Origin of the sequence: Desulforhabdus amnigena, assembly GCF_027925305.1 — a bacterium.
In the GTDB taxonomy this organism is placed as follows: domain Bacteria; phylum Desulfobacterota; class Syntrophobacteria; order Syntrophobacterales; family Syntrophobacteraceae; genus Desulforhabdus; species Desulforhabdus amnigena.
On record NZ_BSDR01000001.1, the window covers coordinates 4420393 to 4442000 of the forward strand.

The following is a 21608-nucleotide window of genomic DNA, read 5'->3' on the forward strand; positions in this document are numbered from 1 at the left end:
AACGGTTGTTTCTTTTATGTATTGAAAATATCAAGAAATACCCGTTCATGGGCTTTTTCTTTCGGGGAAGAGAAGATCCTCCTGTTTTCTCTGCGCACCTCTCTGGCTTCTTCCAGGAAATAGTCAAGCAGGTGGAGGTCTTCCTTTTTGAGTGCTCCCGCTTTTTGCGCCGTGGAAAATTTGGAGAGTACCGCCAGGATTCCAAAGAGATAGAGGCTGAGTGCGGTGATTCTTCGCAGGAGGAACTCTTTTTGAGGGATCTTCTTCCCATGGATGAGCATTGCCGCGAAAAGCATCCGTCTGAGGGACGCGGCGTTTTTTCTCGCAAATCCGGCGGCCTTCCGCATGACTCCTTCCTCGAACTCGAGGGGCCATTCCATCTTCCTGAGGAGTCTGTCCATGAGGAACAGGAGTTTCCTAACCTTGTTGCCTTTCAGTGTTCCCATTCGGCCCTCCAGCTTGCGGATCATGAAAAGGGGGGGATAAATGGAATGGATTTCCGTGGTTCCCTCAAAAACGGTGGCGACACGAAAGTCCCGCATGCGCTTTTCATAGGGATTGGAAGTGATGTAGCCGGACCCGCCGGCCACTTGAAGGGCATCGTAGAGGACGTCCCAGGCCCGTGTGGTTCCAAAGAGCTTGCAGTGAGAGGTTTCAACGGCCACGTTGGCTAAGGGGTCTTTTTCCAGAATTCCCGTAATAAAGTCGTTCATGGACGAGATGACCAGGCTGTAGACTTTGGCTTTCACCAGCTTTTCCTGCACCAGGGGAAAACTCCGGATGGGAACGCCGAATTGAATGCGGCTGGAAGCGCGTTTCGTCATATCCTCGAGAGATTGCCGTATCATGCCGAGAGAAGCCGCTCCCAGGCCGAGCCTCCCATAATTGAGGATGGTCATGGCGATCTTGAAACCGTCGCCGGGTTTTCCCAGCAGATTTTCAACGGGCACGTGCACGTTCTTGAATTGAATGGCCGCAGTGGAGCTGGCTTTGAGTCCCATCTTGGGCATATCCCTGCCGATTTTTACCCCTTCCCACGCGGTTTCCACGATGAAGGCCCCCATGAATCCCGGTTTTCGAGGATCCATTTGAGCGAATACGGTGAGCCCCCCGGCATAGTTGGCATTGGTGATGTAGGTCTTCTGTCCGTTGAGAATGTAATGGCTCCCATCTTCCGAAAGCTCGGCCCTCGTTTCGATGTGCTGTGCATCCGATCCGACTCGTGGTTCAGTGAGTGCGTAAGAGAAGATCATGTCTCCGGAAGCTGCAGGGACAAGATATTTTTGCTTCTGGGATTCGTTTCCAAAAAGCAGAATTCCTTTCACCCCTATGGAGAGATGGGCGATGGATGCCAGCACTACTGAGATGTCGCGGCGAACCAGTTCCTCGATGGTTTTCAGATATTCCCAGCCGTTGAATCCGAGCCCCCCATACATTTCGGGAATGGAGAGACCGAAGAAACCGCTCTCCTTCATCATTTCCAGCATTTTGGCCGGGATTCTTCCCGCTTCCTCTATACTCCGGGGATCGAACTCCTTGAGCATTTCCAGGTATGCATGGACGACTCCCTGGATTTTCTCGAGGTTTCGGGGAGCTCGAAAGGAATTGAAGATCTCTTTATCCAGGGTTCCCTGGTAGATTCTGTCCATGAAGGTTGCTGCCTGCATCCGCATCCTTTCCGACCCTCTCTCCGGACGTTTTTTGTGATTCCAGAGACAGATAGTTCCGGCCGCTGCAGATCAATCGCACAGCCCCGATTTTGTCTTCAAACGGAGCAAACCGGGGCTCTTATGAAAATACATATGAGGCGAATCGACTTTTAACTTCAAGAAGTATTTTTCCACATCGTCGAAGAGCACGGGTTGCGTGGGCCAGGTGTATTCTTTTTCTCTACGCTGAAACTCTTTCCACTGTACCTCTGATTCCGGAAAGGTTTCAAATACTCTCTTTTTGGCTTGATCGCATAAAAACATGGCGCACGAGATGGGGCGGACTCTCCAGCGGCAGCCCTCTTCCCCGAGATAGACGCATCTGCCCGTTTTATTGGGCTGCTGCAGGATTTCGAAAATAGAGCGCATTTCCTCTGGAGTGGAGAGGAGGAAGGTGATGACCTGGTCTGCAAAGAAAGTAAAGATGCTTTCAAATCCGCAGCAGGCGCTGAGTTTCGTTTCAAAGCAGTCTGGCCGGCAGATGGGCTCAAAATACTGCGTCTGAAATGCATCCAGTTCCCTGCGAAACTGCAAATAGGATTGAAAGGTTCCTCTCAGTTCTTCAATCCTGTCGGAGGGGAGCGTTTCACAGCCCTTCAAAATGGCCAAAAAACTATTCCACTGATCCCGGTTGTATGCACTCACTTGCTGCAGATTCATGGCAAACGATCCATCTCCTTGATTTCAAAATAACCGCGGATAAAATGAAATGGCGAGCATAGAGAACTGTCCCCGGCTCCATGGGCTGTGTGTACCCTTTGAACCTCGGAGGATGAAGACGCTATGACAGACTTTTCAGTAATCTTCGTAACTGTGGGCAATGAGAACGAGGCCTCTAAGATTGCACAAGTTCTGGTGGAAGAAAGATGGGTTGCCTGTGTCAATATCGTTCCCCGCATTCGTTCTGTGTACCGGTGGAAAGGGGAGGTCTGCAGCGACGAGGAATTCCTTCTGGTTATGAAAACCCGTTCCTCACTCTTCACTGCCCTCCAGAACCGCATCCTGGAACTCCACAGCTATGAAGTCCCCGAAATCATTGCCGTTCCCCTGACGCAAGGACTTCCCGACTATCTCCATTGGGTTGAGGAAAACACGAGGTCATGAGGGGTAAACGAAGTCCGGTGCCCAAAGGGCGTGATTCTCAAAACATTCCCCTTCTAAGGAGGAATTCAAAACATGCCATGCAGGGTGATGAAACTCTTTTAGCCTTCCAATCGAATGCGCACGGAAGCGGCATGAGCTCCCAGTCCTTCCAGTTCAGCCATTCTGATAATGGCCCGTCCATCCCGTTCGAGGGCCGTTTTGGAATAGGAAATGACACTCGTACGCTTCAGGAAGTTTTCCACTCCAAGAGCTGAAGCGAAGCGGGCCGTTCCTGCGGTTGGCAAAACGTGGTTCGGTCCGGCAAAATAATCTCCCACAGCCTCCGGCGTAGCGTCTCCCAGAAAGACTGCGCCCGCATGCTCGATTTTGCCGAGGTGAGACCAAGGATCTCGAAGTTGGAGTTCCAGATGTTCCGGCGCAATGCGGTTTGAAAGTCGAATGGCGTCCTCCACGTCTTTTACGAGAAAAAGGGCTCCGTAGCGTTCCAGCGCTTCCGTCGCAATATCGCATCGCGGCAACCGCTTCAACTGATCCCTCACTGAATCCGTCACCTTTTCCGCCAGTGCCCTGTCTGTTGAAATCAGCACAGCGCTGGCGAGCGGATCGTGCTCCGCCTGGCTCAGGAGGTCTGCGGCGATATAGTCGGGTCGGGCATGTGCGTCGGCGATCACCAGGATCTCGCTCGGACCTGCCAGCAGGTCGATTCCGACCTCTCCTGAAACCAGTTTCTTTGCAAGAGCCACATAAATGTTTCCCGGTCCCACCACGACATCCACCCGCTGCACCGACGCCGTTCCGTAGGCCAGGGCCGCAATGCCCCAGGCACTGCCCATTTTGTGGATGCGCGTTACCCCTACTTCCTTCGCTGCGACGAGCAGGTAAGGGTTGATGGTTCCATCCTTTCTGGGAGGTGTGGCGAGAGCGAGGTCCTTGACGCCCGCAAGGCGGGCGGGAATACCGTTCATGAGAACAGAGGAAATGAGGGGAGTTTCGCCGCCTTTGCCTCCGGGAATATACAATCCGGCGGCCGAAACGGGGCGCACCATCTGCCCCATGAATGTTCCGTCGGGCTTTGTCATGAAGTGTGAGGGATGCAGCTGCTGCCGGTGAAATGCTTCGATATTGGCGATGGCCGTTCGAAGAATATCCAGGAAGTTTGTGTCCACTTCGTCATAAGCGGCACGGATTTCTTCTTCACGCACCGTAAGCCGGTCCTCTCCCAGACTGGGAGCATCAAACTGGCGGGTGAAGCGGATAACGGCGGCATCGCCCTCACGCTTTACCGTTTCCAGAATTTCGAAAACCCTTTTTTCCAGGGAAGGATCCGCGCCCATTTTACGGGTTGCAATGTGCGCCAGTTTTTCCTCTGCTTCCTGTGAGGGATACGGGATCGCCTTCAACACGCTATTTGTCCTCCATTGCCACTACGAAGGCATCATTAAAGCCGGATTGACGTAAACGTTCCATTTCTCGCCGGGCCAGGACGAGATCTTTATAAACGCCGACCTGTACGCGGTAGTACTGGTCGCCTCCATCGTTGTAGGGATAGACTTGAATTTCCTGGCCCCCCTTGACCATTTTTTCTCTCAGGCGGTAAGCATTGGCCTGTTCACGAAAGGCGCCGATCTGGATCATGAAATTCCCGTACCTCAGGGAAGGCATCGGGTTCACCTTCCAATAGGTGTTCTGCCCCATATGTTCTTCCGCCGCGACCTGAACGGCTTCCACTCGAACCCTGGCGAGGCCTTTTTGAGCCGTGCCCAATTCCTGCGCCGCCCTGCAGGATAGATCGATGATCCGCCCCGCCACAAAAGGACCGCGATCGTTGACGCGGACGATGATGGAACGATTCGTGTCAAGATGAGTCACTTTCACATAGGTTCCTAGAGGAAGTGTCTTGTGGGCGGCGGTCATGGCGTTCATGTCATATGTTTCGCCGCAGGAGGTCGGCTTTCCGTGAAAGTCGCTTCCATACCAGCTGGCGATTCCATCCTCAACATATCCTTCGGCGGAGGGGATGGGATAGTACCAGATGCCTTTGATTTGATACGGCCTCTGAGTGCGAATGGTTGAACCGGGGTAAGGGGCGGGAGGGGCGGGGGGGCGTTCGGCGCAACTCGCCATGAAAAGCATTAAAAACAACCAGATCCAGCCGTGTCTCTTGCAGGGAGTTTCCACAGAGATACCTCGCTCCTGAGAGTTCTTTTCCTGCTCCTTATGTATTGTGACACTGTCACATCGACCACGGAGATACAAAGAAAGACCCTTAAATGAAATCTCCGTGTTCTCCGTCTCTCCGTGGTTCAGATGAAACCTGGCAATGTCAATTTATGTGCCGCATGTAAACATGCCGACCACTGAAGGGGGTGCCATCCGCCTTCTGACCGTGTAAGAACCTATCCAGAAACCACCTGTGGACTTTGCGACACCCCGCGTGGTCCCCCCTCGAGGGGGGAATTAAAGGGGGGTGTCCGCTGCCGAGGTAGGTTTTCGGATAGGCTCTACGCAGATTCGTCTTCCTCCATCTTTGCCAGATCTTCAAAACGGATATCGATTCCGAGGATTCCCACGATTTCCTCGGTTTCACTGGTAATGGGGGCGGACACCGTGATGCAAAGAGCTCCCGTATAACGGGATGTATAAAAATCCGTCACATGGACTTTGCCGTCCTTCATGGGTTCTATGAACCAGGGGCGGTCGGAGAGGTCTTCGCCGACTTTGGCGCTCTCATATTTGGACTTGTCCACGATGTGTGTGATATTGCGCGTGGTTTTGAGACCCTCCCGGTCCGTTATGTATATGTACTGAATGAACGGATTGAGGTCCAGAAGCGTCTGCAGGATAGGTTCCTGGCGAGCCGGATCCATGCTCTTTATGGACTCGTTTTCCACCACTTCCTCCACCAGGTGGGCGGCCAGGGTGTAGGCCTTCTGCTTCAGCCGGTCGAATTCGCTCACGAAGAATTCGGGCAGATACCTGCGGGCCCAGCGTTCGAGCTCCTCCGTGGAGATGGAGGTATTCCGGCCCTGGTCGTATTCGCGCATGACCCGTTTGTAGATCTTCACGATTCCTGGATGCCGTTTGTCCAGGCGCCGCTCGCCTTCCAGGTGAAGCCGGGTGTTGACCCAGTAAGCGACGCTGGCAACCCCCGATTTGTCCGTGATGATGATGCTGATGGGCCTCTTGAGAAGTTTTTGAGTGTCAAAAATATTGTAGATTTCTTCGTGCTTCACAAGACCGTCGGCGTGAATCCCTGCCCGCGTGGCGTTGAACTCCTCGCCCGCAAAAGGATAGTTGGGTGGAATGCGGTAGCCGAGTTCCGACTGGAAGTATTGAGCCATGTCCGAGATGGCTGTGGTGTCGACGCCGTTGGCGGATCCTCTGAGGCCGATGTATTCTATGAGGAGGCCTTCGATGGGAGCGTTGCCCGTGCGTTCACCGAAGCCGAGCAGGGTTCCGTTGGCGCCGGCGCATCCATAGAGCCATGCGGTGGCGGCGTTGATGAGCACCTTATGGAAATCGTTGTGCCCATGCCATTCCAGCAGGCTTCCGGGAACACCGGCATCGTCGATGAAGGTCCTGATGAGCCTGGGCACACTTCGGGGAAGGGCTGCGCCGGGATAGGTGATGCCGAATCCAAGTGTATCGCAGAGCCGGATCTTGATGGGAATTCCGCTTTCTTCCGCCAACCGCATGAGTTCTATGGCGAAGGGGACGCAGAAACCGTAGATATCGGCCCGTGTGATGTCCTCAAAATGGCACCGGGGAGCGATCCCCTTGTCCAACGCCGCCCGTGCAATGTTGAGATACTTTTTCATGGCCGTCTTGCGGTCGAGGTTCAGCTTCAGGAAGATGTGATAGTCGGAAACGGATGTGAGGATTCCCGTTTCCTTGAGACCACAGTCGGCTACGAGTTGGAGATCTTCTTCGACGGCCCGAATCCACCCTGTAATGCCCGGGTACTGGTAGCCCTTGGAAAGGCAGAGTTCCAGGGCTTCGCGGTCCTTTTCGGTGTAGAGAAAAAATTCCGACTGGCGGATGACTCCGTTGGGCCCCGAGAGGCGGTGGAGCAGGTCAAAAATCGCTTCGATCTGTTTGACCGTATAGGGCGGACGCGCCTGCTGACCGTCACGGAAAGTCGTATCCGTGATGAAGATGTCTTCCGCCGGATCAATGGAGAGCAGCATGTGGTCGAAATCGATGTGCGGAACCTCTTCATAGGGGAAGATTTCCCGCATGAGGTTCGGTTCCTGAACATCCACCAGCCTGTACTGCCAGAACTTGGAATGTTCATGCTCTAAAACCCGCTTTTTACTGTTCCACCGAGCCATGGTTCAGCTCCTTTGTTGGCTTTCCACCTTGATGCAAAGTTCCAGAAGCTGTCTGATATCCGCTTCTGAAGGCGCCCCACTCATGAGGCATGTGGCTTTCTGTGTTTTCGGGAACGCGATCACATCCCGAATGGAACTGCTTCCGCTGAGGAGCATGATGAGGCGGTCGATCCCGAAAGCGATTCCACCGTGCGGGGGAGCACCATACTGCAGGGCCTCCAGGAGAAAACCGAATTTTTCCTCGGCCTCCTCTTTGGAAATTCCCAGAACATTGAATATCCGTTCCTGGATGTCCTGCTGATGGATTCGAATACTTCCGCCGCCGATTTCCGTTCCGTTGAGAACCAGGTCGTAGGCGCGACTCCGCACTTTGTCGGGCGCTTCCTCCAGGAGATCCAGGTCCTCCTCCATGGGGGAGGTGAAGGGGTGGTGAACGGAGGTGTACCGCTTTTCTTCATGATCCCATTCCATGAGGGGAAAATGCGTGACCCAGACAAAATGAAATGTCCCGGGATCGACCAGGGCCAGCTGGTTTGCCAAACGCACGCGAAGATTTCCCAAGGCGTCGTGAACGATTTTGCTCTGATCCGCCACAAAGAAAATGATGTCGCCCGTTTCAAGTTTTGCCCGTTCCACCAGCTGCGCTCTGACGTCTTCCTGCAGGAACTTGGCGATGGGGGACTGCCATCCGTCCGGCAGAATCTTGATCCAGGCCATTCCCTGAGCGCCGAAGATTTTTACGAATTCAATCAGGTCGTCCAGATCTTTACGGGAAAGTGTGCTCCCCTGCGGCAGGCGAATGGCCTTGACCATTCCTCCCCGTTCCACGGCCTGCTTGAAAACACGCGCATCGGATGCCGCCATGATGTCCGTGACATTGATCAAATGTAACCCAAATCGGGTGTCGGGTCTATCCGTTCCATAGAAATCCATGGCCTCGGAATAGGGCATGCGTGGAAAGGGGAGGGTCAGCTCCACTCCCAGGAGTTCCCGAAAGAGAAGGGCCATCCAGCCTTCCATGAGCTCATAGATTTTCTCTTCCCGAATGAAAGACATTTCCAAATCGAGCTGAGTGAACTCGGGCTGGCGGTCGGCCCGAAGATCTTCGTCCCGGAAACATTTGACGATCTGGAAGTACCGCTCGAACCCTGCAACCATGAGGAGCTGCTTGAAGATTTGGGGCGATTGGGGGAGAGCGTAGAACTTTCCGCTATTGACGCGGCTCGGAACGAGATAATCGCGGGCCCCTTCGGGAGTGCTTTTCGTGAGCACGGGGGTCTCGACCTCGATGAACCCCTTTTCACTGAAATAATTGCGCGTCACCTGCGCCGCCTTGTGCCTCATGAAGAGATTGCGGTACATCTTGGGGCGGCGCAGATCGAGGTAGCGGTAGCGCAGCCGGATGTTTTCACTGGCGTCGAGATCGTCTTCGATTTGAAAGGGTGGAGTCTTGGAAGCGTTGAGTATTTTCAATTCCGAAGTAATGACTTCGATTTCACCGGTGAAAAGCTTGGGGTTGGTCATCCCTTCCGGACGTCTCCGTACTTTGCCCTTGACGGCGATGACGTATTCACTCCTGAGGACATGCGCATGCTCGTGCGCCATGGCGTCGTACTGCGGATCGAATACGACCTGAGTGATCCCTTCCTTGTCCCGAAGGTCCACAAAAATAAGCCCGCCATGGTCCCGGCGACGCTGCACCCAGCCCATGAGAATAACGGTCCGGTCCACATGTTCCGTACCAAGGCTGTTGCAGTGGTGCGTCTTTTCCCAGTCCCCCAGAGAGTCCAACATCTTTTTGCTTGTCTCGTAATTGTCCTGCATGCCGATCTGCTGTTCTTCCAACTGACTCACTCCCCTCTGCTCAAAATATATGTTCCGACAGGCTGGAGACTCAATGCCGGTCTCATTTCCCGCCGCAAATTCCCTTCAAAACTTCAGCCGCTGTTTCAAGAGGAAGATTCCTCTGACTTTTTTCCATCATGTCCCGCAGCTGTATTTCTCCCCGTGCCAGTTCTTCTTCACCCAGGATCAAAACATGACGGGCGGACAACTTGTCCGCTCGACGCATCTGGCTTTTGAGGCTGCGGCCTTCATAATCCATTTCCGTTTCAAGGCCGGCGTTCCTGAGCTGCTGGGTGAGGAGGAAGGCTCTCTGCCTGGCTGCTTCGCCCAAAGCGGCCACGAAAACCTGGGGGCTGCGCCTTTGCTCTTCGCTTTCCTGCTGAAGGAGCAGTATGAGACGCTCCATTCCAATGGCGAAGCCGATCCCCGGAAGGTCGGGTCCGCCCAGGTCCTTCACCAGGCCGTTGTACCTTCCTCCGCCTCCTACGGCATTCTGGGCTCCCAGGCGGTCTGTGATCACTTCGAACGTGGTCCGCATGTAATAATCCAACCCCCGCACCATTCGCGGGTTGATCACAAAGGGCGTATCGAGGTCTTTCAGATAAGACTTGACGCGTTCGAAATGCTCTGCGCACTCGCTGCAAATGGATTCCAGGAGCATGGGAGCGCCCTCAAGCAGCTCCTTGCAGCGTTCCACCTTGCAGTCGAAGGTCCTGAGAGGGTTCGTGTGCCGCCGCCGCTGACAGTCGGGACAGAGTGCATCGGCATATCTTTCCAGATAGTCCTGCAGCACTTTGCGGTAGGCCTTTCGGCACTCCGGGCAACCCAGTGAATTGATGTGCAACACCACGCCGGTGAGCCCCACCCGCTCCAAAAAGATGCGGAGCATGTACATCACCTCTGCGTCCAGCATGGGGTCGTCGATTCCGAAGGCCTCCACGTCGATTTGATGGAACTGGCGGTAGCGGCCCTTCTGAGGCCTTTCATGGCGGAACATGGGGCCAATGGCGTAGAACTTCTGCATCAAGGGATCGGCGTGCAGTTTGTGTTGGATGAAAGAGCGCACCACGGAAGCGGTCGCTTCGGGACGGAGGGCCAGTTTTTCCCCCTTGCTGTCCTCCAGAACATACATCTCCTTTTCCACGATGTCGGTGCTTTCGCCGATTCCTCTGGAAAAAAGCTCCAACTTTTCGAGGGCTGGGGTACGGATTTCCCGGTATCCGAAGTCCTCGAGCACCTGGCGTGCAATCCGTTCCACTTTCTGCCACCATTCGATCTGGCCCGGCAAAATATCGTTCATGCCTTTAACGGCTTGGATGCTTTCCATGATAGTCCTTGATCAAATCTATTTGAATTGTTTTATCGTAAACGAAACTTTTTAGAAAAGGGTCCATGAAAAGTCAAGAAAAACATCGGACTCGCAGGTGTCCCTTTCTTATCCGCAGATTGGGCAGATTTCCGCAGATGAAAAAAACCTTCTTCAATCAATGTTTCCAATGGATATCCTTCATTTTATCCAAACTACCAATTTGAATAAGGCAATGTTTCTGCTTATATATAAAAAGCTTTGGATTCCCGGGAATGCGGGACAAGACCATAATCTCTTTTTTCCTTAAGAAAAACAATCTCTTCCGGGCGGGAGATATGAAGCGACCAAAACTGGCTTTGTGTAATTTTATCTCTGACGTGAACGAGCTGAGAAGATTTGCATTGGCTCACGGATTCGATGGCGTGGATTGGACTTTCAAAATCGAAGATCTGCCTGAAACTCCCATGGAGGAAACCCGGTTGTTGAAAACCGTTTCGCGTCTGCAACCGCTGGATGTGCGCTACCATTGTGCTTTCGACGGCCTGGACCCGGGAGATGCCGACCCGCAAAGGGCCCGTACCGCTCGGGAAGCTTTCAGGAAGGCGTGCCGTGTCGTTTCCAAAATGAATGGAAAATACATGACCGTGCATCTCGGGTTGGGGCGGACTTCCATGGAGGACCTGCTTTGGGATGAGACGGTGAGAGAACTGGCCGAACTGGTCCGTTACGCCAGGTTTCTTGGAATTCGTCTTTGCCTGGAAAACCTCGCGAGCGGATGGTCGAGCCGTCCGGAACTCTTCGAAAAACTGGTACGAAAGTCCGGGGCCGGTGTAACCCTCGATATCGGTCATGCGAGGGTATGCCGTTCTGTGGAGAGTCAGCATTATGCCTTTGAGGATTTTATCCTGCCTCATGCGGAATGCATTCATAATGCTCATGTCTATCATGAGGAGCGCAAAGATGGGCATGTTCCTCCTGAGAATCTCGAAGATATCGTCGATCGCCTTGAACTTCTGAATGCCTTGCCATGTGACTGGTGGGTCCTGGAGTTGCGTGAAGAGGAGGCCCTTTGCTCGACCCGGAAAGTGGTGGAAGAGTTTTTTCTCAGTGAGCGCCGAGTCCCCTCCCTCGAAAATTCGGGCTGACATGAAAAATATGTCTGTTCTACCTGTACGAGTGGTTGTCCGATGAAATAATGCTTTTGAATTTAGGTATGTTGGCTATCCTGAAGCATATCGGAAAAATTAGTTTGTATTGGTCGAGAGCTGAGAGTATAATGATTTGTGAATTTTAGTTTATAAAGGCTGAGGCCAATCATTCAGAGTAACTATGAACCGTTGCCTGTTTTTTGATGTTTTATTTTCACTGAACGGCGGCGACGAGAGATGAAATTTGATGCCCCGAAAGAAGTGAGGACCTTTAGAAAGGAATAGCCATGGAAGCGATAGAACGTAAGCATCTCCCGGACTCCATTCAGCAATACCTATCGAATTATGACCTGAATCTGTGCCTGACCTGTGGTACCTGCACAAACGGTTGTCCCATTACAGGAGATCCGGGCGCAGAAGGTTTGGATACTCGAAAAGTGCTGCGTATGCTGGCCTTCGGCATGATAGATGAGGTGGTGGATGCCAAATTTCCCTGGCTCTGCACGGGATGCGGCCGCTGCGTGCATGCCTGTCCCATGAACATCGATATCGTGGGTATCATGGCGAAGATGAAAAACCTGAGGCCTCGCGACAAGGTGCCGGGAATCCTGCATAAGGGTGTTGCAAATGTTCTCGAGACCGGAAACAATATGGCCATTCCCCAGGAGGATTATTTCTTCCTCATGGCCGACATGGGTACGGAACTCTCCGAGGAATTGCCGGGTTTCTATGTCCCCATCGATAAGGACAACGCGGACATCCTCTTTTTCCCCAATTCCAAGGAAGTCTTTGCAGACAACGATGACATGATCTGGTGGTGGAAGATCTTCTACGCAGCCAGAGAAAACTGGACCATTCCCTCTACAAATTGGGAAGCTGTGGACTGGGGGCTTTTCACAGGCAATTTTGAAGCGACCAAGATACTGGCCAAGCGAAAAATCGATTTCGTAAAGCAGCACAATATCGCTCGCATGATCATGCCGGATTGCGGTGGTGGTTCCTATGGCTGCCGCAAGGGCATGAAGGCATGTGTGGAGGAAGACCCCAACAACAAGATCAATCACATTTACCTCTATGATTATCTTAAGGAAATCATAGCCAACGGGCGGATCAAGCTCGATAAGAGCGTGTATGCCGGCAAGACTTTCACCTGGCATGACAGCTGTAAACACGGCCGCGAACTGGAACGTGCTTTCGGCTACGGCTATTATGACGAACCGCGTTGGATCATCCAGCAGTGCGTGGATAACTTTGTTGAAATGGAACCGACCCGTAGCCTCAACTACTGCTGCGGAGCGGGCGGTGGAATGTGGCCGGGACCCTATGAAGCAGAGTCCGCCTATCACGGTCGCTTCAAGTATCAGCAGATCAAGAACAGCGGTGCCGATGTTGTCGTCATGGGATGTTCCAATTGTCATGACATGATGAAGAAGCGCCTGCCCAAGTTCTATAAGGATTGTAACTATGAAGTGAAATACATCTGGGAACTGGTGGCGGACTGCCTGGTCATCGACCCGTGGACGGATGAAGAGATCGCCAAAGCCAAAGCGGAAGCCAAGGCTCAATGGGACAGGCTGGGAGTGGAAATCGAGGAGGAAGAAGAGTAGGGATCTTTCGATCTGCTTTCTGAGGTTTCACTCCGGGTGCGATCGGGTATGCTGAAATACGAATGGCTGGATCGATCGTATGGGGCGGCATTTTTTAGCGCCGCCGGATATGTTGGTGGTGTTTTTTGTACGGCTTTGTTCTGCCCTCGCAAGAGGGCAGTTTGAGCAAATGGAAAAAGTTGCGTGCATCTCCCTTTTTAGCTCTGGATGTGGCGCTGGCTCCGTCGCAAATTCTCTCCCCTGCTGGGGAAATGCACGGCTTTTTCCATGAGACGTATTTCAACGGGAAGTCTTACGCTCATCGTCTGCCTCTTTTCCGACTTTCGATCCTTCGCCGATTCTGAATTTCCACCCTTTTCATACCCCCCGCGAAATGTTTCCCTCAGAATCCATCGTCTTGAGAGAGGGCGGAAAGATCGTGCCATCAAAAAAGATGGACACGTCGAGCATCCAGCCACCGTTTTCGATCTTTCAGACCGGGTTTGCATGAAGCGCTGCCAGGTGTGATGGAAAGGGGGAATTGTTTTGATGATCATGAGGGACGTACCCGATTTCTGGCAAACCAAGCCGACGGACAGGTTTGTTCTCAAGTGGATCAAGTGTCATTTGTCGGCAAAAATCACTCCGAGGCTCATACATGTACAGTGGCTCCATCCCTGGATGATCACCCTCGCCTCGGCATGCTTGGGGATGCTGGCTGGAGTGATTTTTGCCGTGGGCTGGGGATGGCTCGCCGGATGCGTTGCGGCATGTGCGCAGGTCCTGGATGGGGTCGATGGCCAGTTGGCACGCCTTACGGATCGACAGAGCAAAGGAGGGGCGTTCTGGGATTCCGTTCTGGACCGGTACGCCGATGGGGCCATGGTGATCGGCCTTGGCATCTATCTTTACCGCCTGCCTTTTCCCATGCCGTCCTGGCTTCTCGTTATTCTTGCAGCGCTGGCCCTTATCGGCAGTAATCTCATCAGTTACTCCACCGCCCGTGGCGATGCGCTCGGCCTGGATCTCGGGCCTCCGACTCTCGCCAGCAAGGGGACACGCGCCAGCGTGACGATCCTTTGTGCCTGGGGGAGCCTCTTCTGGGCGGGATTGCCCATCGTAGCGCTTTTCTACCTGGTTGTGCATCCCAACGCAGTGGTCATCAAACGCCTCATGCGCACCCTTCGCAGCACCCAACCGCTTTGATGCCTTCACGGTTTTCAGCCTATACGAGGGGAAAATGGTCGAACTGGGAGTGATTCACGGCCGGTTTCATGTTCTTCATAACGATCATCTCAAGTATCTTCTTGCCGGAAAAGCCCGGTGCCGGCATCTCGTTGTGGGGATCACCAATCCCGATCCCCTCCTGACACGGGACGATGCCGCTGATCCTCACCGGAGCAGCCCCCAGGCGAATCCGCTGACTTATTTCGAACGTTATTCCATGACCCGGAATGTTTTGATCGAGGCCGGCGTCCACCATCTCGATTTTTCCATAGTCCCTTTCCCCATAAATCTGCCTGAACTGTATCGATACTACGTGCCCATGGACGCCCTTTTCTTTCTGACCATTTACGACGAATGGGGACGCAGAAAGCTGGATCGGTTCCGGAGCATGGGGCTCAGAACAGAAGTGCTGTGGGAGAAAAAACGGGAAGACAAAGGCTTGAGCGCCAGCGATATCCGCAGGAGCATGGCTTTGGGCGAGCCCTGGGAACATCTCGTGCCCCCGGCGACTGCGGCCCTCATGCATCTATGGAATATACCGGAAAGGCTGAGAACTCTTCAATCATTCTAGGGCGTGTACGCAAACTCGCCTTACTCCTATGATGGCCGTCACCCCGGCGAAAGCCGGGGTCCAGAAAGCCTGATAGAATCTGGATTCCGGCTTTCGCCGGAATGACGTAACGCCTATCATTCCAAGGAGCTACTAAGTTTGCGTACAGAGCCTAGCGCCGATATTTCCGAAATCGTATTTCCCCTCAAATCTTTTTTTCCATTACGAGCCTGGCAAAATGTTCAAAGGACCGGTCGTAAGTTTTCTCGGCATCTTTTGAAAAACAGCACCCCGGCAACTCCCGGTTTTTCAAATGGTATCGGATGCAGTCGCAGCACACCCCCTTTCGGGAACATGGGTCGTAACTGCAGGGGCAGTTCTTGAGGTTTTGCTCCTTTTTACATTCCATGAAAACCACTCCTAATGAGCACGGCCCGAGGCCTTTCCTCCCTTGATGATGACCACACTCATCGCGCAGAGAAGTATCAGTTCATAGACCAGTATTGCCGGCCAGTTTCCCAGGAGGGACCAAACGAGACCTCCTCCCACGATTCCGGGAACTCCCGTCAGAATGAACATTCCCAATCTCCATGGCCAGTTCATGATATATCCCCTTGTATGAAATTGATTTCAATCATACCGAACCGTTTTCTTTTCGTTTGCCCAAACGGAAAAATACATCCGTATTCCATATGGATGGATGCTTCGTCGTGGGCTGCCGGACCATGAAAACATACCGATTTCACGGTGCATCTTTTTAGCATAAGGAATTGTCCCGATCAATGAATTAGAGCGTGGCTGCTCCTGAGCGGCCTTGAGTTCTTGCCCTGGGAGAACCGCTGGTGATAGGATGATTTCCGGAACCCTGTTCTTCTGAAATGTCGTTTGGGTTTCGCTTTTGCCGACATCTTTTTTGATCCGTACCGCAGAGGTATGCTTCTTTTGCTTCCGGAAGGTCATTTCCCGGGAGAAAAACGCAGTGGCGCACAAAAAGCAAATGAAATATATACTGCGAACGGCTTGTGCGGCGTGTAAATGGAAATCTTTGAAACTTGAGAGGATTGTCGTTTTATTATGTTGATACTGGGGGTGGAGAGTTCCTGTGATGAAACAGCCGCTGCTGTTGTGGAAGATGGGAAAAAAATTCTTTCCGATGTGATTGCAAGCCAGGTTGCCGTCCACAGCCCGTATGGGGGCGTTGTCCCCGAGCTTGCATCCAGAAAACATGTGGAAGCCATCCTGCCGGTCATTGCTCAGGCATTGGAAGAAGCCCGGGTTGGGGCGGAGGATCTGGATGCCATCGCGGTGACGCAGGGGCCCGGCCTGGTGGGAGCTTTGCTGGTGGGGATTGGCGCCGCCAAAGCAATGGCTTACGCGCTAGGCAAGCCCCTGATTCCTGTGAGCCATCTGGAAGGACACATGCACGCGGCATTCCTGGGGCAGACTTCTCCCCGGGAATCTTTTGTCTGCCTGGTAGTTTCGGGAGGGCACACCGCTCTCTACCGGGTGGACCCCGATGGAAAAAATCATTTCCTGGGGGCCACACGCGACGATGCTGCGGGGGAAGCTTTCGACAAAGTCGCCAAGCTCCTGGGGTTGGGATATCCGGGGGGTATCGAAATAGATCGGCTCGCCGTAAAGGGGAATCCCCATGCCATTGCGTTTCCCAAGGCTTTTATGGAAAAAGATTCCCTGGAATTCAGTTTCAGCGGACTCAAGACGGCTGTTGCCAATTTTGTCCGCCACCACGGTCTTCCCGCCGGTGAAAACGAATCGCCTTCCTATCGCATTGAAGATCTCGTGGCGAGCTTCCAGGAGACGGTCGTGGACGTCCTGGTGACCAAGACGGTGCGGGCTGCGAACCTCACGGGAACAAAAGATGTCGCCGTGGTAGGGGGGGTCGCCGCCAATAGCCGTCTGAGGCAGCGACTGACGGGAGCGGCTTTCGAGCATCAGTTGAATTTACACCTGCCGCCCTTGCGTTTGTGCACAGACAATGCCGTAATGATCGCTGCCGCAGGTTTCACCGTTTGGAAACGCTCCGGCTTCTGCCTCGATCCACTGGAACTAGACGCGGTTTCACGATGGCATGTATAGCCGCTTCGCGGCGAATGGCTGATGGCTGATGGCTGATGGCTGATGGCTGATGGCTGATGGCTGATGGCTGATGGTTGATGGCTGATGGCTGATGGCTGATGGTTGATGGCTCATGGCTGATGGTTGATGGCTCATGGCTGATGGTTGATGGCTCATGGCGAATGGCGAATGGCGAATGGCGAATGGCGAATGGCGAATGGCACGGGGGGATATGACATCATTTGATCAGACGTTTAGATAAATCAGGATACTGCGGTGGGCTTGTTTTTTTCCCCAAGCCCCATGCACGAATACCTTCATCTTTGGTACTGGTCTTCGTAATTACTCAGCCGTTTACCCATACGTTTTCGTAAGAGCGGCATCCTGCCGCGACAAGGTGTGCGGTTGCCGGTTCCTGTCACGGATGGAAACCGTTCATACAAAGAAATGGCCGCGTATTTACAATTTTCGGTACTTAGAGCCTATCCGAAAACCTACCCCGGCAGCGACACCCCCCTTTAATTCCCCCCTCGAGGGGGGACCAAGGGGGGTGTCGCAAAGTCCACAGGTGGTTTCTGGATAGGTACTTAGACTATTTTCCATCAACCATGAACCATGAACCATCAACCATGAACCATGAGCCATCAACCATGAGCCATGAACCATGAGCCATCAACCATCAACCATGAGCCATCAGCTACTTCTATGAATTATCTTACTCCTCAACAGTATTTTCGACTCCAGGGCACGCGGCCGCGAAAGCGCTTCGGGCAGCATTTTCTGTCGCAACTGAAGACGGCCGAACTCATTGTACGGAATGCCGATCTCGAATCTTCGGACGTGGTCGTGGAAGTGGGCCCCGGGCTCGGCGCTCTCACCCAGTTCATTCTCCCCAAAGTTCGCTGCCTTCACCTGGTTGAATTGGACCGGGACCTGGCCCAATACTTGGTGAAGGCGACTCCGCCTTCACCCTGCATCTTTGAAGTGCATCAGCAGGATGTCTTGACCTTCGATTTTCAGTCTCTGGCGCAAACCGAAGGACAAGGGCTCGTGATCCTGGGCAACCTGCCCTACAATATCAGTTCTCCCCTTGTCTTTCATCTGCTGGACTCCCTTTCAGTCATCAAACGGGCGGTCTTCATGGTACAAAAAGAAGTGGGAGAGCGCCTGGCTGCGAAACCGGGAACCAAGGATTACGGCGTCCTTTCTGTGCTCCTCGGGGTCTGCGCCCGGGTGACCCCCCTTTTTACCGTCGGGCCGGGACAGTTTTACCCGCCGCCTCAAGTGGATTCCCTGGTTTTGCGCATAGACTTTTTCCGGGATTCCTTTGAAGAGCCTCCTTCTTTCAAGTTCCTGCGAAACATGGTCAACGCAGCATTCCAGCAGAGGCGAAAGACGCTTCAAAACAGTCTCAAAAGCCTTTTCGGGGGGGATAGGGAACTCCTGGAGCGGGCTTTTGAGGAAATGGGAATCGACCCCAGGAGGCGCCCGGAGACCCTCAGTCCGGAAGAATTTCTGCACCTGGCTAGAATCATGCAAGCGGGGCTGCAGAAAAAAGGGGGAAGGGCCGGTTGAGCTTGCTCAACGGAATCGGATCGATATCCCTTCCGCACCGGCGGGAAAAAAGAGCGGCATCGTGGCGCCGACGCTCAGGAAGAATGAGCCCGAACGTGGTTCAGAAATGCCGTGCAAAGAGGGGAGGGCTGACGGTTTCTTCTCTGGATCAGGTAGAAGGAACGCGGGAGGCGGACCCCTTTCAAAGGCACGGCCACGAGGGAATTCCGTTCGAGATCTTCCGAGACGGCCTTCGCGGAGAGGATGGAGATGCCGATGCGGGCCTTGATGCCCTGGCGGACCGCCTCGGTGCTTCCCATCTCGGCCACCACGGAGAGCCTGGACGGCGCAAAACCGTTTTCTTCCAGGGCGCGGTTCATCACCATTCGCGTTCCGGAGCCTCTTTCCCTGAGAATGAAAGGCTCTTTGGCAATTTCTTCCAGTTCCACGGCTTCTTTCCGGGCAAAGGGATGTTCGGGATAGACCGCGAGGACCAGCTCATCGGAAAAAATTTCTTCAAGAACGATCTTTCGGTCATCCCAACGGGCCCCGATCAAGCCCATCTCCAGCTTCCCGTCCAGGATCCTCTGCACGACCTCGGCGCTGCTCGAAATTTTCAGGGTGATTTGAATCGTCGGGTGCACGTCTTTGAAAGATCCGATGAGCTGGGGAAGAATGTAGGTCCCAGGAATCGTGCTCGCTCCGATGAGTAAATGCCCGGAGAGCTTTCCCTTGTATTTTTCCAGGGCCTGGATGGCTTCGTCCCGAAGCAGGATAATGTCGCGCGCATACCTGTAGAGGATCTTTCCTGCCGGAGTAGGAAGGACCTCTCTACCCAGGCGGTCCACCAGTTTTTCCCCAATGGATTCCTCCAGAGCGCGTATGTGTTCACTCACGGTTGGCTGAGTCAGGCAAACGGCATCTGCCGCTTTAGTGAAACTTTGTAATTCCAATACCTTGCAAAATACTTCCAGGCGGTGAATGTCCATAAGATGGGGCTCCCGGTCTAATTTGACTTTTCTCTTTGAAAGTTTTTTTCCAGTTCTTCCAACGCCAGAGCGTGTTCTTCCCACTGTTCGGTCAGCCGCTGCACCTGCCGCCGGGATTCCTGGTATTCTTTTTGTACTTCTTGAATACGGTTCCCGTCCTGGTAGGTGGAGGGGTCGGCCAAAAGGGCATTGAGATGGTCCAGTTGTTTTTGGGCTTTCTCCAGGGTGTTTTCCACCTTTTCGAGCTGCTCCTGAAGGGGCTTTTTACGACGATGGAGTTCATTTCTCCATTCTGCTTCCTGCCTTTTTCTCTCCTGCGTACTTTTCACGGATGAGGTGGCCGGGGAAATCGTTTCGGCCGAATCCGAAGTACCGGATGAAGCCGTTTCGTTCTCTTCAAGCCGCTTTTTCCAGATATTGTGAAAGTCGTTATAGTTGCCGGGAAAAAGATGGATCTTGCCGGAATCGACCGCCAGAACCTTATTGGTGAGGGCATTGATGAAATGCCGGTCGTGGCTGATAAAACAGATGGTTCCGGGAAATTCCGCAAGAGCCCTCTCCAGAACATCCCGCGAAGGAATGTCCAGATGGTTGGTGGGTTCGTCCAGGAGGAGCACATTGGGCCGCTGAAGAAGAAGTTTGCAGAGTATCAACCGGGCCTTTTCCCCGCCGCTCAAGACCGAGACTCTTTTCAGCACATCTTCTCCTCGAAAAAGAAATGCCCCCAGGAGGCTGCGCAATTGAGACTGGGGCATGTCTCCCGAGACGGAGGATGCTTCCTCCAGGACCGTCCAGTCCGGCTGGAGTTGCTCCCACTGGTACTGGGCGTAGTAGCCCAAGAGAGCCTGGTGTCCCACGATGCGCCGCCCCGCCGTGGGTTCTTCCACGCCCGCGAGCATTTTCAGGAGTGTGCTTTTCCCGGCGCCGTTTTCCCCAATGAAAGCGACGCGATCCCCACGCTCGATGACCAGGTCGATTCCTTCGTAAACAGTATGCTCGCCATAGGATTTGTGGACGTTGGAAAGCTCCAGAACGCGTTTGCCCGATCGGGATGGGGCGGGAAAAGTGAAATGAATGGCCGACTCTTGTTCCGCAGGCAGATCGATACGTTCTATCTTGTCCAACATTTTCAGGCGGCTTTGGGCCTGACGTGCCCCGGATGCCCGGACCCGGTTGCGTTCGACGAAGCGTTCGATCTGCCGGATGCGCTCCTGCTGGTTTCTGTAGGATGCCTGAAGGATCTCCTGCCTCTGGGATTTTTCTTTCAAATAGTCGTCGTAGTTTCCCGTGTACTCGTTGAGTTGCCCTCCCTCCAGCTCAAGGATTCGCTTCACGATGGAATTGAGGAAGGTGCGGTCGTGGGATATGATCATCATGGCCGAGGAGGTGTTTTGGAGGTATTGTTCCAGCCACAGCAGGGAACTGAGATCCAGGTGGTTGGTCGGTTCATCGAGAAGAAGGAGGTCGGGCTCGGCCAGGAGGAGGCGCGCCAGTTCCAGGCGCATCACCCATCCGCCGCTGAGTGCGGAAACGGAAAGCTGTAGCTGGTCTTTCTTGAATCCAAGCCCGGCAAGGATCTTCTGGGCCCGGGCTTCGAGGTCGTAACCTCCCAGGTGTTCCATTTGTTCCAGGATACGGGTCTGCTGCAGCGCCAGGGATTTCATTTTTTCGGAATCCCTCTCTGCTTCCAGCGAGTGTTGAATGGAGTGAAGTTCCGCTCGAAGGGTATGGAGCTCCCCATGGATGTCCATGGCATGGGCGAGAACGGTTTTGCCTTCGAGCGGGGCCCATTGCTGAGGCAGATGGCCCAGGCGAAGGTTCTTGGATTTTATGACGGTCCCGCTGTCCGGTTCCGTTTCTCCCAGGATGATATTGAAAAGAGTGGATTTTCCAGCCCCGTTGTGACCGATGAGACCGATTTTTTCACCCGGATGAATATGAAAAGAGACTTCCTCGAAAAGTTCCTTCTTTCCCAAAAACTTACTTACTTTTTGTACCGTAATCACAAAAATGAATCTCCTTTTATATCGCTTTGCCGCGCCGGATTCTACGGTGTGGCTGCATGCCGGATTGCTTCAGGATACCCTGAGATGTCGATTCATTATAAATGTATATTTTCGTCAAGGCAGGCTGTTTTTCATGGGAACCTGAAAACCCCGACCAAAATCTCCGTCACTGGA

Annotated in this window: 18 protein-coding genes; 7 read left to right on the top strand and 11 right to left on the bottom strand. The window is 53.5% G+C overall.

Annotated features, from left to right (window positions below):
- Window positions 1–14: 14 nt before the first annotated feature.
- Together QMG16_RS18940 and QMG16_RS18945 are read right to left on the bottom strand one after the other, a co-directional pair.
- Window positions 15–1667, bottom strand: coding sequence for an acyl-CoA dehydrogenase family protein (locus tag QMG16_RS18940; RefSeq protein WP_281796796.1), 1653 nt, complete (start codon window positions 1665–1667; stop codon window positions 15–17).
- Between the two features lie 72 nt (window positions 1668–1739).
- Window positions 1740–2369 (bottom strand): hypothetical protein, encoded by a 630-nt coding sequence (locus tag QMG16_RS18945; RefSeq protein WP_281796798.1) that lies wholly within the window; start codon window positions 2367–2369, stop codon window positions 1740–1742.
- Between the two features lie 123 nt (window positions 2370–2492).
- Between QMG16_RS18945 and cutA the strand changes: the two genes are divergently transcribed.
- Window positions 2493–2813, top strand: coding sequence for a divalent-cation tolerance protein CutA (gene cutA / locus QMG16_RS18950; protein ID WP_281796800.1), 321 nt, complete (start codon window positions 2493–2495; stop codon window positions 2811–2813).
- A gap of 98 nt (window positions 2814–2911) precedes the next feature.
- Here cutA and hisD read toward each other — a convergent pair whose 3' ends face one another.
- The 5 genes from hisD to hisS form a co-directional block, all read right to left on the bottom strand.
- Window positions 2912–4213, bottom strand: coding sequence for a histidinol dehydrogenase (gene hisD, locus QMG16_RS18955; RefSeq protein ID WP_373878758.1), 1302 nt, complete (start codon window positions 4211–4213; stop codon window positions 2912–2914).
- A 4-nt stretch (window positions 4214–4217) separates the two neighbouring features.
- Window positions 4218–4991: a septal ring lytic transglycosylase RlpA family protein gene (locus tag QMG16_RS18960; protein WP_281796807.1), complete on the bottom strand. Its 774-nt coding sequence runs from the start codon at window positions 4989–4991 to the stop codon at window positions 4218–4220.
- Between the two features lie 323 nt (window positions 4992–5314).
- On the bottom strand, window positions 5315–7144 hold the full coding sequence (locus QMG16_RS18965; protein WP_281796809.1) for a triose-phosphate isomerase: 1830 nt from the start codon (window positions 7142–7144) through the stop codon (window positions 5315–5317).
- Window positions 7145–7147: 3 nt separating this feature from the next.
- Entirely contained in the window at window positions 7148–8938 is a 1791-nt protein-coding gene (gene aspS, locus QMG16_RS18970) for an aspartate--tRNA ligase (protein ID WP_373878759.1), read from the bottom strand.
- Between the two features lie 112 nt (window positions 8939–9050).
- Window positions 9051–10316: a histidine--tRNA ligase gene (gene hisS, locus QMG16_RS18975; protein ID WP_281796813.1), complete on the bottom strand. Its 1266-nt coding sequence runs from the start codon at window positions 10314–10316 to the stop codon at window positions 9051–9053.
- A 317-nt stretch (window positions 10317–10633) separates the two neighbouring features.
- Here hisS and QMG16_RS18980 point away from each other — a divergent pair, with 317 nt between their 5' ends.
- The 4 genes from QMG16_RS18980 to QMG16_RS18995 all read left to right on the top strand — a co-directional run bounded on the left by QMG16_RS18980 (window position 10634) and on the right by QMG16_RS18995 (window position 14830).
- Window positions 10634–11443, top strand: a complete 810-nt coding sequence (locus QMG16_RS18980; RefSeq protein WP_281796814.1) for a sugar phosphate isomerase/epimerase family protein — start codon at window positions 10634–10636, stop codon at window positions 11441–11443.
- A gap of 290 nt (window positions 11444–11733) precedes the next feature.
- Entirely contained in the window at window positions 11734–13053 is a 1320-nt protein-coding gene (locus QMG16_RS18985; RefSeq protein WP_281796815.1) for a (Fe-S)-binding protein, read from the top strand.
- A gap of 528 nt (window positions 13054–13581) precedes the next feature.
- Window positions 13582–14238: a CDP-alcohol phosphatidyltransferase family protein gene (locus QMG16_RS18990; protein WP_281796817.1), complete on the top strand. Its 657-nt coding sequence runs from the start codon at window positions 13582–13584 to the stop codon at window positions 14236–14238.
- A 34-nt stretch (window positions 14239–14272) separates the two neighbouring features.
- Window positions 14273–14830 (top strand): nucleotidyl transferase family protein, encoded by a 558-nt coding sequence (locus tag QMG16_RS18995; RefSeq protein ID WP_281796819.1) that lies wholly within the window; start codon window positions 14273–14275, stop codon window positions 14828–14830.
- Between the two features lie 184 nt (window positions 14831–15014).
- On the opposite strand, the gene QMG16_RS19000 is transcribed toward QMG16_RS18995, so the two are convergent.
- Window positions 15015–15218, bottom strand: coding sequence for a DUF6485 family protein (locus QMG16_RS19000; protein WP_281796821.1), 204 nt, complete (start codon window positions 15216–15218; stop codon window positions 15015–15017).
- A gap of 11 nt (window positions 15219–15229) precedes the next feature.
- A complete protein-coding gene (locus QMG16_RS19005) occupies window positions 15230–15412 on the bottom strand; it encodes a hypothetical protein (protein WP_281796824.1) in 183 nt (60 codons plus the stop codon).
- Between the two features lie 471 nt (window positions 15413–15883).
- Here QMG16_RS19005 and tsaD point away from each other — a divergent pair, with 471 nt between their 5' ends.
- A complete protein-coding gene (gene tsaD / locus QMG16_RS19010) occupies window positions 15884–16906 on the top strand; it encodes a tRNA (adenosine(37)-N6)-threonylcarbamoyltransferase complex transferase subunit TsaD (protein WP_281796827.1) in 1023 nt (340 codons plus the stop codon).
- Window positions 16907–17590: 684 nt separating this feature from the next.
- Entirely contained in the window at window positions 17591–18460 is an 870-nt protein-coding gene (gene rsmA, locus QMG16_RS19015; protein ID WP_281796829.1) for a 16S rRNA (adenine(1518)-N(6)/adenine(1519)-N(6))-dimethyltransferase RsmA, read from the top strand.
- A 74-nt stretch (window positions 18461–18534) separates the two neighbouring features.
- Here rsmA and QMG16_RS19020 read toward each other — a convergent pair whose 3' ends face one another.
- Both QMG16_RS19020 and QMG16_RS19025 read right to left on the bottom strand, forming a co-directional pair.
- A complete protein-coding gene (locus QMG16_RS19020) occupies window positions 18535–19428 on the bottom strand; it encodes a selenium metabolism-associated LysR family transcriptional regulator (protein ID WP_281796831.1) in 894 nt (297 codons plus the stop codon).
- A 17-nt stretch (window positions 19429–19445) separates the two neighbouring features.
- Entirely contained in the window at window positions 19446–21434 is a 1989-nt protein-coding gene (locus QMG16_RS19025) for an ABC-F family ATP-binding cassette domain-containing protein (RefSeq protein ID WP_281796834.1), read from the bottom strand.
- Between the last annotated feature and the right edge of the window lie 174 nt (window positions 21435–21608).